General features: G+C 36.4%; 16 protein-coding genes and 1 tRNA gene. 16 read left to right on the forward strand and 1 reads right to left on the reverse strand.

Features of this window, described 5'->3' with window-relative positions:
• Positions 1-102 precede the first annotated feature (102 nt).
• From P0N36_RS12145 to dnaB, 13 genes are all read left to right on the forward strand, one after another.
• A complete protein-coding gene (locus P0N36_RS12145; RefSeq protein WP_275843121.1) occupies positions 103-1,248 on the forward strand; it encodes a 4Fe-4S dicluster domain-containing protein in 1,146 nt (381 codons plus the stop codon).
• A 4-nt stretch (positions 1,249-1,252) separates the two neighbouring features.
• Positions 1,253-2,257, forward strand: coding sequence for an RnfABCDGE type electron transport complex subunit D (locus tag P0N36_RS12150; RefSeq protein WP_275843122.1), 1,005 nt, complete (start codon positions 1,253-1,255; stop codon positions 2,255-2,257).
• 12 nt (positions 2,258-2,269) lie between these two features.
• Positions 2,270-2,845: an FMN-binding protein gene (locus tag P0N36_RS12155; RefSeq protein WP_275843123.1), complete on the forward strand. Its 576-nt coding sequence runs from the start codon at positions 2,270-2,272 to the stop codon at positions 2,843-2,845.
• Position 2,846: 1 nt separating this feature from the next.
• Positions 2,847-3,476 (forward strand): Rnf-Nqr domain containing protein, encoded by a 630-nt coding sequence (locus P0N36_RS12160; RefSeq protein ID WP_275843124.1) that lies wholly within the window; start codon positions 2,847-2,849, stop codon positions 3,474-3,476.
• 15 nt (positions 3,477-3,491) lie between these two features.
• On the forward strand, positions 3,492-4,073 hold the full coding sequence (locus P0N36_RS12165) for an Rnf-Nqr domain containing protein (protein WP_275843125.1): 582 nt from the start codon (positions 3,492-3,494) through the stop codon (positions 4,071-4,073).
• 194 nt (positions 4,074-4,267) lie between these two features.
• Positions 4,268-5,341, forward strand: coding sequence for an NADH:ubiquinone reductase (Na(+)-transporting) subunit F (locus P0N36_RS12170; protein ID WP_275843126.1), 1,074 nt, complete (start codon positions 4,268-4,270; stop codon positions 5,339-5,341).
• A gap of 53 nt (positions 5,342-5,394) precedes the next feature.
• The gene (locus P0N36_RS12175) at positions 5,395-5,571 is read left to right on the forward strand and encodes a DUF951 domain-containing protein (RefSeq protein WP_275843127.1); all 177 of its coding nucleotides are present in this window, start codon (positions 5,395-5,397) and stop codon (positions 5,569-5,571) included.
• Positions 5,572-5,720: 149 nt separating this feature from the next.
• Entirely contained in the window at positions 5,721-6,008 is a 288-nt protein-coding gene (gene rpsF, locus P0N36_RS12180) for a 30S ribosomal protein S6 (RefSeq protein ID WP_275843128.1), read from the forward strand.
• Positions 6,009-6,029: 21 nt separating this feature from the next.
• Positions 6,030-6,476 carry a single-stranded DNA-binding protein gene (locus P0N36_RS12185; RefSeq protein WP_275843129.1) on the forward strand — a complete coding sequence of 149 codons (447 nt, stop codon included), beginning with the start codon at positions 6,030-6,032 and terminating at the stop codon, positions 6,474-6,476.
• A 3-nt stretch (positions 6,477-6,479) separates the two neighbouring features.
• Positions 6,480-6,740 (forward strand): 30S ribosomal protein S18, encoded by a 261-nt coding sequence (gene rpsR, locus P0N36_RS12190; RefSeq protein WP_125137077.1) that lies wholly within the window; start codon positions 6,480-6,482, stop codon positions 6,738-6,740.
• 179 nt (positions 6,741-6,919) lie between these two features.
• Entirely contained in the window at positions 6,920-8,995 is a 2,076-nt protein-coding gene (locus P0N36_RS12195; RefSeq protein ID WP_275843130.1) for a DHH family phosphoesterase, read from the forward strand.
• A complete protein-coding gene (gene rplI / locus P0N36_RS12200) occupies positions 8,992-9,438 on the forward strand; it encodes a 50S ribosomal protein L9 (protein ID WP_275843131.1) in 447 nt (148 codons plus the stop codon). The genes P0N36_RS12195 and rplI overlap by 4 nt, the downstream gene beginning before the upstream one ends.
• 39 nt (positions 9,439-9,477) lie before the next feature.
• Positions 9,478-10,803, forward strand: coding sequence for a replicative DNA helicase (gene dnaB, locus P0N36_RS12205; protein WP_275843132.1), 1,326 nt, complete (start codon positions 9,478-9,480; stop codon positions 10,801-10,803).
• 69 nt (positions 10,804-10,872) lie between these two features.
• On the opposite strand, the gene P0N36_RS12210 is transcribed toward dnaB, so the two are convergent.
• Positions 10,873-10,945, reverse strand: a tRNA-Val gene (locus P0N36_RS12210).
• A 104-nt stretch (positions 10,946-11,049) separates the two neighbouring features.
• Between P0N36_RS12210 and P0N36_RS12215 the strand changes: the two genes are divergently transcribed.
• Genes P0N36_RS12215 through P0N36_RS12225 form a run of 3 tightly spaced genes read left to right on the forward strand, consistent with a single transcriptional unit; the run spans position 11,050 to position 14,700 of the window.
• Positions 11,050-12,153 carry an extracellular solute-binding protein gene (locus P0N36_RS12215; protein ID WP_275843133.1) on the forward strand — a complete coding sequence of 368 codons (1,104 nt, stop codon included), beginning with the start codon at positions 11,050-11,052 and terminating at the stop codon, positions 12,151-12,153.
• Position 12,154: 1 nt separating this feature from the next.
• A complete protein-coding gene (locus P0N36_RS12220) occupies positions 12,155-13,897 on the forward strand; it encodes a cache domain-containing sensor histidine kinase (RefSeq protein WP_275843134.1) in 1,743 nt (580 codons plus the stop codon).
• On the forward strand, positions 13,894-14,700 hold the full coding sequence (locus tag P0N36_RS12225) for a response regulator transcription factor (RefSeq protein WP_275843135.1): 807 nt from the start codon (positions 13,894-13,896) through the stop codon (positions 14,698-14,700). Before P0N36_RS12220 ends, P0N36_RS12225 begins: the two co-directional genes overlap by 4 nt.
• Positions 14,701-14,898 lie beyond the last annotated feature (198 nt).

Here is a 14,898-nt window from a genome sequence, read left to right on the forward strand (position 1 = left end):
AATGTCAGGAATCAACTACTTATTAACTTTATCTTGATTATAGTGTATAATTATAAAACACAACGATATTAGATTTACAATGAATAATTAGGGAGGCCAAACATGAAGGTCACACATAAAAAATTTAACGGCGGGTACCGGTTTAAGAAGTTTGAAGATCAATCTCAAGCAAAGGTTGTTGATTTTCAGCCAAGCTCTACGGTGGAGGCTGCTGTAGACGAGATTACCTATAGTGATAATATTATGGACTATCTTAAGTCATTTGGATTGACATTAAGAAAGAGTATAGATCAAGCATTATATGATGAGGATGTGCATATTCAAAAAGATAGCATTGGTAAGATGGTTATTAATATGACCCAGGTCGAATCATATGACTTTCCTATGGATATTTTCTTTGAGGAGGATAATGCAAATGACTTTATAGAAGGTCTAAAAATCTTGAAAAATAAGTTGCCACAAGTTCAGATTCATCTTGTACTTTGTGAAAATCAACTTAAAAAGCATGAAACAAAAATATCAGAAATTATGAGTCTACAAGGGGTACAAGTTACTACAGTTGTTGACAAATATCCCATTAATAAAAAGGAACTACTTATACCTATCTTATTGGATATGAAATACCCAATCGGTTATCCTTCGGCCAATATTGGCGTTATTATGATGGAACCATATATGATAACTCAGCTTTACTGTCTATATAAAGATAAAAAGCCGATAAACCATGCCATGGTGGCACTGGCCGGACCGGGATGGAAGGATAATCTGATACTTAATTTGCCACTTGGAACCAAGGTAAAGGAAATAACCCAAGCCTATTTAAAAGAAGATCGTCAAGTCCGCCTAATAAAAAACAGCCTTATGACAGGTCAGGTGTTTTCTATGGAGGATAAGATTGATAAAGGTACATATCTTTTGATTGCCTTGTCCGAAGGTTCTAAGGATAGCCATGGCATCAATATTGGCCTACATGGACCAGTTAGAGCCTGCATATCATGTGGACAGTGTCAAAACGTATGTCCTGTAGGCTTAATACCTCATTTGCTTCATAAACATGTTGAACAAGGCTTGGTCAATGAACGTTTGGCTGACTTGAAAATTTTCAATTGTATTGAATGTAATCTATGTAATTATGGTTGTCCTTCAAAAATCGACTTGATTGGAAGTATTATTAAAGGTAAAGAACAACTTGAAGAAATTGAATTATCTCATAAAGACTATCAACTAAAAGGCATAAAGGAGGTATAATCAGATGGGAAAAAATGATAAAAACCTCATATTTAGACCGATAAAATTAACATTAGCATCTCTTTTTAAGGAATCAGATCAAGTATCATCTGGTAGTCCTCATATACATAGCAACATCAACTTGAAGCACTTTATGTTAATCGCTATGGTAGCGCTACTACCTTCTACCTTTGCAGCAATATACTATTATGGCATAAGGATGCTTTACCTCATTGGTTTTACTTATTTCGTCGCTTTCATTGTAGAATGGGCTTTTGCTATCTTTAGAAAAGAAGATATCAATGAAGGGATTCTAGTAACAGGTCTGATATTCCCTTTGACCCTACCACCAACGATACCATTTTGGATTGCCGGTGTTGGTATGGCATTTGGTGTTTTTTTTGGTAAGGAAGTTTTTGGGGGGACAGGCCGTAATATTTTCAACCCTGCATTAGTAGGAAGATTATTTATCACCATAGCCTTTCCTACGTATATGTCATCAATGTGGATTAATCCAAGTACTCCGGATGCGGTTACTTCTGCAACACCACTTATTTTCTTAAGAGCCAATGAAGTCCTTCCTTTCACACTTTGGGATCTACTGATAGGCACCGCTCCGGGATCTATTGGGGAAACCTTTAGAATCGGTATTATCATAGCCGGCTTATTTCTTATAGCAACCAGAGTCATTCATTGGAGAGTCCCGATTGTCTATTTAGGGACTGTTGTCGTTGCCTCTTATTTTGGGCACCTTCTATTACCGAGTGAAGTGGTTCAACCCATCTATCAGCTTCTAACCGGTGGTCTACTATTTGGTGCCTTTTTCATGGCTACGGATCCGGTCTCCTCACCTTATACAAAAGCAGGGCAAGTTGTTTATGGGATTGGACTTGGAATATTGACCATTGTCATAAGAAGCTTTTCAGGCTTTGCTGAAGGCGTCATGTTTGCTATTATACTTATGAATGCTTTTACACCTATGATTGATGCATATATAATTGATAAGAAATTCAAACCCCTATCGGAATAGGCAGGTGATATTATGAAAGAACAATTAAAGATGATTTTTTTTACGATTTTACTTGGTCTCGCATCTTCGGGTATACTAGTAGGTATGGACGCGTATACAAGTGATATGATTATAGAAAATGAAGAGCTTGCTTTCAAAAAATCCGTTTTACAAGCATTTGAAATAAACTACGAAGCGTCAGAAATCATAGATGTTTTTAGTGAGAAAATAACAAGGATTGAAAAAAACGGCTATGATTTCTATGAGTCTGAGTCAGGCGCTGTTGGTTTTGAATTTGAAGGATCAGGTCTTTGGGGTCCAATAACTGGATTTTTGACGCTGGAAGAAGACCTTGTTACCATACAAGACATACAGATTATGGAGCAATCCGAAACACCGGGACTTGGAGGTATCATTGCTGAGGCGGATTATCTTGCAAAGTACAAAGGCAAAGTATTTGATCCTGATATTGTGGTGGTTAAGGCAAATGACGAAGAAAATGCCATTAACGAAGTTGATGCCATCACCGGTGCGACAGGAACCAGTAGAGCTTTTGAAACCCTTCTAAATGCAGAATATGATATAAAAAAGGAGGCTCTGGTGAATTAATATGAGACTAATAAGATTAAGATATACAAAATGGTATCAACTCTTAAGTAAAGGTATATTTAAAGATAACCCTATTTATGCCATGGCCCTAGGAATATGCTCTGCTTTGGCAGTCACCAATAGGGTTGAAAACGCCATCGCGATGGGACTTGGCGTAACATTTGTACTTATGGCAAGTTCTATGTCAACATCTCTTATACGTAAGTTCATACCTGCCAAGGTGCGTATGGTGACCTACATGGTTTTAATTTCAACCTTTGTTATTGCTTTTCAAGGATTCCTACAAGCTTATTTTTTTGATTTAAGTAAGGCCTTAGGTGCTTATACAGGATTGATTATTACAAACTGCATCGTTATGGGTAGAGCAGAAGCCTTTGCTATAAAAAACCCTATCCATTTTTCTGCCCTTGATGCACTGGCCAATGGCCTAGGGTATATGTTTACATTGATTGCTATATCCGTTGTTAGAGAGGTATTGGCTTTTGGAACGTTACTGGGTATACAAGTGGTTGGTGACGGTTTTGTAACTTGGACAGTTATGGCGATGGCACCTGGAGCATTTTTCGTTATGGCCATTTATATGTGGATCATGAGGACGATTGCAAAACTTGATACAACATCAGCATCATAGAAGGGGGACCGGCTTATGGAAGGACTAATCAATATTTTTATGGCATCCGTATTAACGCACAATATTGCACTAACATATATACTGGGCATGTGCCCCTTAATTGCCATTTCGAAAAATCTAAAAACAGCAAAAGGAATGGGCGCTTCGGTCATTCTTGTCATAACCTTAACGGCAGCTATTAATTGGCCGATTTATCAATTGCTTAAGAATAATAATGCCGAGAGCATCAGTTTACTGGTGTTCATCATTACCATCGCTGCAACCGTTCAGTTTCTAGAGATTTTCTTAGATAAATACCTACCGACTTTGTACAATGCTTTCGGTATATTTCTTCCTCTAATTACTGTAAACTGTGCCGTTCTTGCCGTTTCTTTGTTCATGGTTAACAGAACCTTCGGTTTTTATGAAACAGTATTTTTTGGTTTTGGTTCCGGTACAGGATGGGCTCTTGCTATTACCATTATTGCTGCTATTAGGGAGAAGATGGCACTGGTTAGTAAAGTACCGGACGGCTTACAAGGCGCAGGCATTGTCATGATTATTGCCGGCATTATATCCCTTGGGTTCATGGGATTTATTGGTGTTGTTGGATTTTGACAGAAGAGGTAAAAAATATTATTACTGACATTTTTGGTTAAGGTGTCAAAACTATATAGTTGAACTTTCACATACAATATATAGTTACGAATGTATCAACGTAATCTATATATTGTATGTGAATTTAGTGAAACTTAGTTTAGACCCTTCAACCATTTTTAGTACTATATAAAATCAGATTGTGAGGTATAGATATGAGTGTTCCGATTATTTTAGTGGCAACATTAACCATCATAGCGATTTTGATTGCATTAGTAGACGTTCTTCTAGGTAGCAAGGGTGAGAAGAAAATTATTATTAACGAACAAAAAACAATCCCTGTAAAAGGCGATAATACTTTGTTAAATCATTTATCGGCCAATAAGATTTTTATCCCTTCTGCATGTGGAGGTAAAGCGACTTGTGGACAATGTAAGGTCAAGGTGACTGAAGGTGGTGGAGAAACACTCGCTACCGAGGTTGGACTATTAAGTATTCAAGAACGTAAGGATCAAGTGAGATTGTCTTGTCAATGTAAGGTCAAAGACGATATCAAAATTAGTATTCCAGAGTCGTTGTTAAATGCTCAGGAATTTAAGACAGAAGTTATGGGCATTGAAGACTTGACCCATGATATTAAGTTGGTACGGTTTAAACTCATTCAACCGACAACCATTGATTTCAAGCCAGGTCAATATGCTCAGATTGAAGTACCCGGACTTGAAATACAAAGAGCCTATTCCATTGCCTCAAACCCAAAAGAAACGGATTTTTTAGAGTTGATCATACGGTTGGTTCCAAAAGGTGAAGCCACAACTTTTGTTCATAAAGCACTTGAAGTTGGCGATCGAATTCGACTGCTTGGACCCTTTGGTAGTTTTTTCCTCCAAGAGCATTCTGACAGAGATATGATATGTATAGCGGGTGGTTCGGGGAAAGCACCTATCCGGTCCATTTTATACTATTTAAGGGACCACGGGATGAACCGTAAAGTCAAATATTTCTTTGGTGCACGAACAGCTAAAGACTTATATTATACGGAAGATTTTCAAGAGTTAGCAAAAGAATTTCCGAATTTTCAGTATATTCCGGCCTTATCAGAACCTACAGAAGAAGACAATTGGCAAGGTGAGGTTGGCTTAATAACAGATGTGGTTGACCGTCATAGTAAGAATCTTGAGGAGCATGAAGCTTATTTATGTGGATCACCGGGTATGATTGACGCCTGTTTTGCAGTATTAGAACAAAATGGTATGCCATCAGAACGTATTTATTGTGACAAATTTTAATTTGGGATATTGAATAATAGGAAATCAATCGATAGAACGATATGAGGTGTATTATGGATATTAAAGTCGGACAAGTATTGCGTCTAAAAAAAGGACATCCTTGTGGTTCTTCCTTATGGGAAGTTCTAAGGACGGGAATTGATTTTAAACTCAAGTGCAAGGGCTGTGGTCATCTTGTAATGATATCAAGAGTCAAACTTGAAAAGAATATAAAAGAGATAAAAGATTGAATATATTTATTGCAAATAAGCCTTTAATATGGTATCATATATTCTTGTATGTGGATAGGGACACCTATCTGCAAGTATAAAATAATATCCTTGCTCATTATAGTCATAACGACTTAGGCGTGGGCCAAAGACCAGAAGGAGGTGCCAAGATGAATACTTATGAATTAGCATTAGTACTTAATGGCAAATTAGAAGAAGAAGCAAAGACTGAAGCCTTTGAAAAAGTAAAAGGTTATATCGAAAAATTTGGTGGTAACGTTGTCAATGTAGACGACTGGGGTAAGCGTAAATTAGCTTATGAGATCCAAAAAATGCGTGACGGTTTTTACTACTTTATTACTTTTGAAGCAACTTCAGAAGTGCCAGGTGAAGTAGAAAAGCGTATTCGTATTATGGAATCTATTTTACGTTTCTTAATCGTTAGCAAAGTAGCATAAAACAAAAAGGGGGTAACGACTATGAACAAAGTAATTCTTATGGGGAGACTTACAAGAGATCCTGAAGTTAGATATACTCAAGGTGCTGAACCTTTAGCGATTGCTAGATATTCTCTAGCGGTAAACAAACGTTTCAAAAAAGAGGGACAGCCGGACGCAGATTTTATTAATATTGTGGCTTTTGGTCGCGAGGGTGAATTTGCCGAAAAGTATTTTAAAAAAGGACAAATGGTTTCCATAGTAGGAAGACTTCAGACAGGTTCCTATACAGACAAAGACGGTGTTAAGAAGTATACAACGGACGTTGTCATAGAAGAGCAACACTTTGCAGAAAGCAAGCGTTCTTATGAAGAGCATGCGACAGCAAGTGGTAGTCAGGACGGTTCTAACGTTAAAGCACCCACAAATAATCAATCAGAAGGATTTGTAGCAATTGATAATTTTGATGATGACGATCTACCATTCTAATCGATATTACTAAGCAAAGGAGGTAAGCTTGTGGCTTTCCAAAAAAAGAGATTTAAAAGAAAAAGACGTGTATGTGTTTTCTGTGAAGAAAAACAAAACACAATGAATTATAAAGATGTTAATAAACTAAGAAGATTTGTATCTGAGAGAGGTAAAATACTTCCTAGAAGAATCACAGGAAACTGTGCTAAACATCAAAGAGCTGTAACGATTGCAATCAAACAATCAAGACATGTATCCTTGATGCCTTATACTTTAGATTAATATTTTGGGCTTTTCATGACTTAGGTTGTGAGAAGCTCTTTTTATTTATTTATAAGCAAAAAACAATAAAGTTCTTATCATAATGTAAAGTTGAGTTATGAACTATTAGATGATATAATATCTAAGTGTCGAAATGCTTAATTAATAGCATGTGGTTATAGTTGAAAGAGGTAGACAATATGAATCAAAAGAAGCAAGTGGCTTTCAACCAGCGCATTCAGAAGTTCTTTACGTGGCCTTTATTTTATATGGTTGTCATAACGTTTATGACCATTGTTATGTTGATTATTGAAAAAAGTATGGGTATCTTTTTTATTATATTATGGATGATTGCCGGTGTGACAGGCTACTTCATGAATAAAATAACCAAAAAGCATTTGATGAGTGAAGTAATTAATTTTGCCCTCAGCTTTTCGGGTGTTCAAAAAGACTACCTTGACAAATTAGAACTACCAAATGTTATTTTAGATCCTGAAGCAAAAATTCGTTGGTGTAATGAAGCTTTCAACATATTAGTGGGTACCATGGAAGATGTAGATGAAAGTAAAATTATCGAAATGAACATCAATGATATTATTCCCAGTCTGAATAGGGAAATGCTCCCTTCTGAAATGGAAGGACAGATAGAAAAAGTATTTGAAATCGGTGAACGTCATTATAGGGTTATAGCCAAGCATATGCGTATAGAGATGCATTCTAAGGAGTTAGACCTTGTTAACCTTACAGAAGATGAAGAACAGTTGCTTTATACGCTTTACTTTTTTGACATCACAAAAGAACTTATGCTTGAGCAAAAAAATATTGATCAAAAGACGGTTGCGGCTCTTATTTACATTGACAATTACGAGGAAGTTTTAAGCAGTATCGAAGATGTAAGGCGGCCTTTGTTGGTAGCGTTGATTGATCGAAATCTGAGCAAATTCGCCAACAAAATAGATGGTGTTCTGAAGAAATTCGAAAAAGATCAATATATTCTAGTTTTTCAGCAAAAATATATGGAAGAATTAAAAAGTAATAAATTCAGTATACTGGATGAAATACGTAGTATTAATATAGGGAACGAGTTACCTGTAACCATGAGTATGGGAATTGGTATTAATGAATTTTCCTATATCCAGTCCGTAGAATTTGGCAGAATGGCATTAGATCTTGCTCTAGGTAGGGGTGGCGACCAAGCCGTTGTTAAGAAAAATGACAAATTTTCTTTTTATGGAGGCAAAACCCGAGGTGTTGAAAAAAGCACCCGTGTAAAAGCAAGAATTAAGGCATATGCCTTTAGAGAACTGATTGAAGAAAGTGACCGCGTTATTATTATGGGTCACAAACGTCAGGATCTGGATTCACTGGGGGCGGCGGTAGGTATTTATGCCTGCGCCAAATTACTGGATAAGCCGGCCAATATTGTAATCAATGATGTGACTTCATCCGTAAAAACCCTTCATACCCAGCTTATTGAAAATGACCATTATCCCAAGAATCTATTTGTAACCGGACAAGAAGCCATTAGCTACATAAAAGAAAAAACATTATTGGTGGTTGTAGATGTTAACCGACCATCTTATACAGAGCATATGGAGCTTTTAGACTATTTTAAGAATATTGTTGTCTTTGATCACCATAGGGTTAGTTCTGAACCCATAGAAAATCCGGTGCTGAGTTATATTGAATCCTATGCATCCTCCACATGTGAAATGGTAACAGAGATTCTAAGGTATATATCCGACAAAGTCAAATTAGAACCCATTGAAGCAGATGCCTTATTTGCGGGGATTACTGTTGACACCAAAAACTTTGTTATAAAGACAGGTGTTAAGACTTTTGAAGCAGCAGCATTTCTTAAGAGAAGTGGTGCAGACGTTATTCGGGTCAGAGGCTTCTTTAAAAATGATATGGCCTCTTATAAGGCAAAAGCTACAGCTGTAAGAGACTGCCAGATTTATAGCGATCATATGGCCATATCTGTCTGTCCTTCAGATGTCGAGAACCCGTCTCTAGTAGCAGCACAGGCTGCTGACGAACTGCTGAATATATCAGATATCAAAGCATCTTTTGTTTTGTCCGATATTGAGGGTACCATTTATATCAGTGCAAGATCTTATGACAGTATTAATGTACAACTTATTATGGAAAAACTTGGTGGTGGTGGTCATCTTAGTGTGGCAGGTGCCCAAATTCCAGATGAAACCATAGAAGGTGTTATCCTGAAATTAAAGGAAGCATTGGATAATTATACAGAGGAAGGTGAAACAACATGAAAGTAGTATTATTAGAAGACGTAAAAAAAGTGGGTAAAAAAGGTGACATCGTAGAGGTCAGTGATGGTTATGGTAGAAACTATTTAATAGCAAGAAAATTAGGAAAAGAAGCGACCAATGCGGCCATCAATGATGTCAAGTTAAAAAAAGCTACAGAAGCCAGAAAAAGAGAAGATGAACTAAATGAAGCCAAAGAATTGGGTGTCAAAATAAAAGCATCCTCTATAACTCTAGCCATAAAAGCCGGTGAAGGCGGTAAAACCTTTGGATCGGTATCGACAAAAGAAATCGCTAAGGGTATTTCTGAGCAACTAGGCATTGAAGTCGACAAGAAAAAAATGGTACTAGATGAACCTATTAAGTCACTTGGTACCCATATTATTAAGATTAAGCTTCATCCAAAAGTAACAACAGAATTATCGGTTAAAGTTGAAGGAGAATAGTCCGTATCATTTAGAAGCGGATAAAACGGGGTGACCTATATGGAAGACATAGTAAAACGTATACCACCACAAAGCTTAGAGGCAGAGCAATCAGTTATCGGTTCTATGATTATGGACCGGGAGGCTATAGAAACTGTTAAAGATACAATAACAGAGGATGATTTCTATCATCCTGATTTAAAATTCATATATGAAGCCATGGTCATCTTGTACAATAAAAATAAACCGGTCGACTTGGTCACCCTACAATCACAGTTACAAGATCAGAAGGTTTTAGATCAGATAGGTGGTATTGAATACTTATCGAAACTGGCAATGGCTGTTCCGACTTCTGCTCATGCGAAGCACTATGCCATGATTGTTAAGGAAAAATCAACCCTTAGAAAGGTGATTAAAGCCAGCCAAGAGATTACAGCAGATGCCTATGACGGTACAGTATCTATTGAAAATGTTTTAAATGGCGCTGAAGAAAGAATTTTTAATATTGTTCAGAAAAACGATTCGGGAGAATTCACACCGATTGCCCAGTTGGTTAACCCAATGTTAAATAAATTGGAGATGTTGACAAAGAACAAAGGCAAGGTGACAGGTATCTCTTCAGGATTCTTAGACTTAGATTATCGTACAGCCGGCTTTCAACCTTCGGATTTAGTACTGATTGCAGCAAGACCCTCCATGGGCAAGACTGCTTTTGCCCTAAATGTGGTTCAACATGCAGCCATCAAAGAAGGAAAAGTAGCAGCTATGTTTAGCCTTGAGATGTCCAAAGATCAGTTGCTCAACCGTATGGTTTGTTCAGAAGCCATGGTAGATGCACAAAAAGTCAGGACCGGTGATCTTGAAGATGAAGACTGGGCAAAAATATCTATGGGTGCGGTCATCTTAGCAGATGCACCAATCTATGTAGATGATACCCCGGGTATTACCATATCAGAAGTCAGGGCAAAATGTCGTAAGCTAAAAATGGAAAAAGGCTTAGACTTGATTATGATTGACTACTTGCAGCTCATGAGTGGATCTGGGAAGACTCAGTCAAGAGAGCAGGAAATATCAGAGATCTCAAGGGGACTAAAAGCCCTTGCAAGAGAAATGAGTGCACCTGTCATCGCCCTATCACAGTTATCTCGTGCTTGTGAGTCCAGAGCAGATCATAGGCCGATGTTATCCGATCTTAGAGAATCAGGTGCCATCGAACAAGATGCCGATGTGGTGATGTTTTTATATAGGGATGAGTACTATCACCCTGAATCAGAGCTTAAGAATCAAGCCGAGTTGATTATCGCCAAACAACGGAATGGTCCGACAGGAACCGTTAATTTGGTTTGGATTGGACAATATACAAAATTCAAGAATATGGCACAATAGTATGAAGGATGTCCCATATATATAGGAGTAAATAAAAACAGAACCGTCATTACGGTTCTGTTCTGTTAGTGCATGGTAAGGGACTCGAACCCATGACTTCTTCCACGTCAAGGAAACACTCTACCAGCTGAGTTAACCACGCCTATGCACTTAATTTACCAAGTTTTCACCTAAATGTAAAGCATATTTTGAAAATAATTAAAAAACTTTTCAGTAATCATAAACACATAAAGGTGGTATACATAAATGGATCAAAAAACAGAAGTAATAAAAACGGAAAAAAAGTGGAAACCATACTTAAGAAACAGTAGATATTGGATTCTTATGTTGATTGTTATCGTCTTTTTAATCATTCTAATCAGATTGCCGGATGAAGGCGTCCTATCATTAATGCAAAAAGAGCCGGAACAACATCTTCTAAAAATCAACAGTCCTTTAAATGAAAGAATCATTATTCCAATAATAAAAGAATTTCAAGAGACAACAGGCATACAGGTGGAGTATCTTTCAGCAGGCACCATGGATTTACTTGAAGTCTTAGATCATAAAGAGGAAAGATATTTAATGGATGTCATGTGGGGTGGAAGCAAAGAGTACCTGAACATCTATAAAGACTTATTTGAGCCTTATACCTCCATCTATGACCATGAGATTCACCAAAGTTATAATGACGAAGAAAACTATTTTTTGGGTTACAATCTTTTGCCCATCGTATTGATATATAATACAAAACTTGTCACACCTGAAGAGGCACCGAAAACTTGGATGGATGTTCTTGATCCAAGATGGAAAGGCAAGTTGGCATTTGTAGACCCAAGTACTTCCGGGTCTGCCTTCATCGCTTTATCCTTTATTCTAAATCTCAACCAAACAGGTTCCGATTATAACTGGAAAAACGCAGAAAAACTACTGGACAATCTAAACGGAAAAATATTGGCAAAGTCTTCAGAAGTGTATGAAGGCGTTGCCAATGGTGACTTTGCAATTGGAATAACCATGGAGGAAGCGGCTATACTATATATTAATAGAGGTGAAGATGTTGGTATAGTATATCTTGAGGAAGGCACACCGGTAATAACCGATTCTATCGCTCTTATGAAAGACGCCAAAAATAAAGAAGAAGCAAAAGCATTTATTGATTTTGTATTAAGCAAAAACGTACAGACCTATATGGTGGATCAATTCTATTTACGTTCAATCAGAGAAGATGTCGATGTACCGATGGGTCTAGTGCCTATGGATGAATTGAATATTTTTGATGCAAGTAATTTGGATACATATGAAAAGAAGGCCGATGTATTAAAAAACTGGCAGGACATGATTGTCATGAGGGGTCAGGAAGGTGAATAGGATGAAGCAGACCAGAATACCACTTTTTTATAAACTGTTTGCCACTTTTATATTGTGTAGCACGATTCCCTTATTGATTATTAGTGGTTTGATGTATGGCCTGTCTGTAAATTTTCTCAATAAAACCATATATGATCAAACATATACAAATATTGAAGTAGCACATCAGAGAATTAATGATAAGATCGTTGAATATGAAGGCATCATTCAAGGTATTTTGAATAACGAAGACATCGTTCAAGCCATATCTACAGAAAACGATTATGAAGTTCACGAAAATACAATCTATGAAATCATATATGAAGCACTGATTGAACAAAACATTAAGCCGGTCGTACATATAACAAATATTTCTGGTAGTATTATTTTTTCGACAACACCTATTCCGGAAGTTTATGAAATTGAATTGAAAAACAAATGGGGTATTTTCAGAGAAATCAACCAAAAAACCAATCGTACGGTCATTTACCCACAAAAAATCACATATTTACCGGGTAGAAGAAGTATTATCAGTTTGGGTACTCAGATTATTAATCATGAAGGTGAACATGTGGGTTATATCTTAATTGATGTTCCAAGAGAAGTGATTCTGGAAGAAATGAAAGCGGTTCATTCAGGCTTATCATTACATTTGGTCTTATTAGATGACAACGCTTATACATTGTTGGATACTCAAAATTCCAATATGGAAGGGAAATTCCAAAGATCCTCATACTTGGATTATCAAAAGAATTTGGAATATAGAAGCATCAAAGAAGAAATAGCAAAAGACAGCTTTCTGGTTGTTGATTTTAAAGATGAACAATTGGGAACCACAACCATTGCAAATGTATCATCAAATGTTTTCCAGTCTTTCAATCGAATACTCGGACTCATATTATTGATTGGCGCTATTGTAAGTTTAAGCATATCCTTAATTATATCTTATGTATTGGCGAGGTTTATTTCTCATCCGATTAAAGACCTAATTAGCATTATGGGCAAGGTTGAAGAAGGTACTTTCTCTGTTAAAGCTAATTCAAGAAGCAATGATGAGATTGGTGATCTTGCCAAATACTTTAATCAGATGCTAGATAGACTAAATACATATATGAATAAGGTTGTAGAAAAGCAACAACAGCTCAGAACCACTGAAATAAAAATGCTACAAGCCCAAGTGAATCCACACTTTATTTACAACACCTTGGATGTTATTAAATGGAGTGCCAAGCTGGGTCAAAAAAGTGAAGTGGTAAGCGTTGTCACCAATTTGGCCAAAATACTTAGGAACAGCATCGATTGTGATGAAGAATTTGTTAGTGTCAAGAGGAGCATTAGCTTTATTGATAGTTATTTAGCTATACAGAAAATAAAATACAACAATGCTTTTAAAGTTATAAGAAATATTGATCATACCATCTTAGAATGTAAAGTGCCAAGACTTATTATTCAACCTTTTGTTGAAAATGCAATTGTACACGGACTAAGCAACCATTCCGGCAATGGAGAAATCAGTATAAACGGATTTGTTAAGGCAGGGATTATTGAATTTCAGATTATAGATAATGGCATCGGCATGACGGATGAAGAGATTAAAAAAGTATCCGATAATAAGTCAGATCAGCACATAGGTATTCATAATGTGGATCAAAGAATTAAGCTTTATTACGGAGATGGTTATGGTGTTCATATAGAAAGCCAAAAATACAAAGGTACAAAGGTAGCCATAACAGTGCCCTGTTTGTATGAAGGAGAAGTCTTATGATTGGAATTGTAATAGTTGAAGATGAAGCATATATTAGAAAAGGTATGGTTCTGACCACACCATGGGAGGAGTTTGGTTGTGAAGTTATTGGTGAAGCTAAGGATGGCATAGAAGGTTATAATCTAATAAAAAAGCTCAAGCCGGATATTGTCATAACGGATGTTAGTATGCCTGTTATGGATGGTATTGAGATGATTAAAAAACTAGAGGATGAACTAGATGCTGAGTTTATCATCATATCTGGCTTCAATGATTTTAATTATGCTCAACAGGCCATAAAACTCGGCGTCAAGGATTATCTATTAAAACCTATTGATGACGTTGACTTTTATTTCACACTCAAAAAAATTGTTAAAGTCATTGAAGAACGAAGAGAACAGATTAAGCAATTGGATAGACAAGTCCTAATCGAGGAAGGTAAAACCTTGCTGCTAAATGAAGAAAACTATGATAATAACTACGATGGAAGAAAAAGGTATGTTACAAAAGCGGTTAAATGGATTGAAGAACATTATCATGAAGGTATTGCTATTGGCGATGTGGCAGAAGCCTTAGATATTAGTGAAAGTTATTTGAGTAGGTTGTTTAAAAAATATACAGATTACACTTTTGTGGAATTCTTAACAGACTATCGGCTTAAAATGGCGATAGAACTTCTAAGAGATCATACCATAAAGGTGTATGAGGTTTCTGAAAAAGTGGGTTATAATGATCCCAAATACTTCAGTATATTATTTAAGAAAAAAATGGGCGTAACACCGATGGAGTTTAAGAACAATCTATCAGATGAAACAAGAGCATAAGCAATTAATGAATAAGATTTATGAAAAATATAACAAAAACAAGAAAAATATATACAAAAACACCGTAAATATCTAAAGAGATGAAGTGAGTTCATATTATTCAACAAAAAAACAGGATAGTTAATTGATGTATTTATTAAAAAGCTATATAGTCTCTATATAGCTTTTTAAATTAGCGCGTGCTTTGAACATGTGCAA

The organism is Petrocella sp. FN5 (genome assembly GCF_029210395.1).
GTDB lineage: Bacteria > Bacillota > Clostridia > Lachnospirales > Vallitaleaceae > Petrocella.

What these genes read in the sequence shown, in the direction of transcription:
- P0N36_RS12195 (WP_275843130.1), top strand. Translation starts at nt 6,920, where the DNA reads ATGAATCAAAAGAAGCAAGTGGCTTTCAACCAGCGCATTCAGAAGTTC.
- P0N36_RS12145 (WP_275843121.1), top strand. Translation starts at nt 103, where the DNA reads ATGAAGGTCACACATAAAAAATTTAACGGCGGGTACCGGTTTAAGAAG.
- P0N36_RS12220 (WP_275843134.1), top strand. Translation starts at nt 12,155, where the DNA reads ATGAAGCAGACCAGAATACCACTTTTTTATAAACTGTTTGCCACTTTT.
- P0N36_RS12225 (WP_275843135.1), top strand. Translation starts at nt 13,894, where the DNA reads ATGATTGGAATTGTAATAGTTGAAGATGAAGCATATATTAGAAAAGGT.
- rplI (WP_275843131.1), top strand. Translation starts at nt 8,992, where the DNA reads ATGAAAGTAGTATTATTAGAAGACGTAAAAAAAGTGGGTAAAAAAGGT.
- P0N36_RS12150 (WP_275843122.1), top strand. Translation starts at nt 1,253, where the DNA reads ATGGGAAAAAATGATAAAAACCTCATATTTAGACCGATAAAATTAACA.
- P0N36_RS12215 (WP_275843133.1), top strand. Translation starts at nt 11,050, where the DNA reads ATGGATCAAAAAACAGAAGTAATAAAAACGGAAAAAAAGTGGAAACCA.
- P0N36_RS12160 (WP_275843124.1), top strand. Translation starts at nt 2,847, where the DNA reads ATGAGACTAATAAGATTAAGATATACAAAATGGTATCAACTCTTAAGT.
- P0N36_RS12155 (WP_275843123.1), top strand. Translation starts at nt 2,270, where the DNA reads ATGAAAGAACAATTAAAGATGATTTTTTTTACGATTTTACTTGGTCTC.
- P0N36_RS12175 (WP_275843127.1), top strand. Translation starts at nt 5,395, where the DNA reads ATGGATATTAAAGTCGGACAAGTATTGCGTCTAAAAAAAGGACATCCT.
- P0N36_RS12185 (WP_275843129.1), top strand. Translation starts at nt 6,030, where the DNA reads ATGAACAAAGTAATTCTTATGGGGAGACTTACAAGAGATCCTGAAGTT.
- P0N36_RS12165 (WP_275843125.1), top strand. Translation starts at nt 3,492, where the DNA reads ATGGAAGGACTAATCAATATTTTTATGGCATCCGTATTAACGCACAAT.
- P0N36_RS12170 (WP_275843126.1), top strand. Translation starts at nt 4,268, where the DNA reads ATGAGTGTTCCGATTATTTTAGTGGCAACATTAACCATCATAGCGATT.
- rpsF (WP_275843128.1), top strand. Translation starts at nt 5,721, where the DNA reads ATGAATACTTATGAATTAGCATTAGTACTTAATGGCAAATTAGAAGAA.
- dnaB (WP_275843132.1), top strand. Translation starts at nt 9,478, where the DNA reads ATGGAAGACATAGTAAAACGTATACCACCACAAAGCTTAGAGGCAGAG.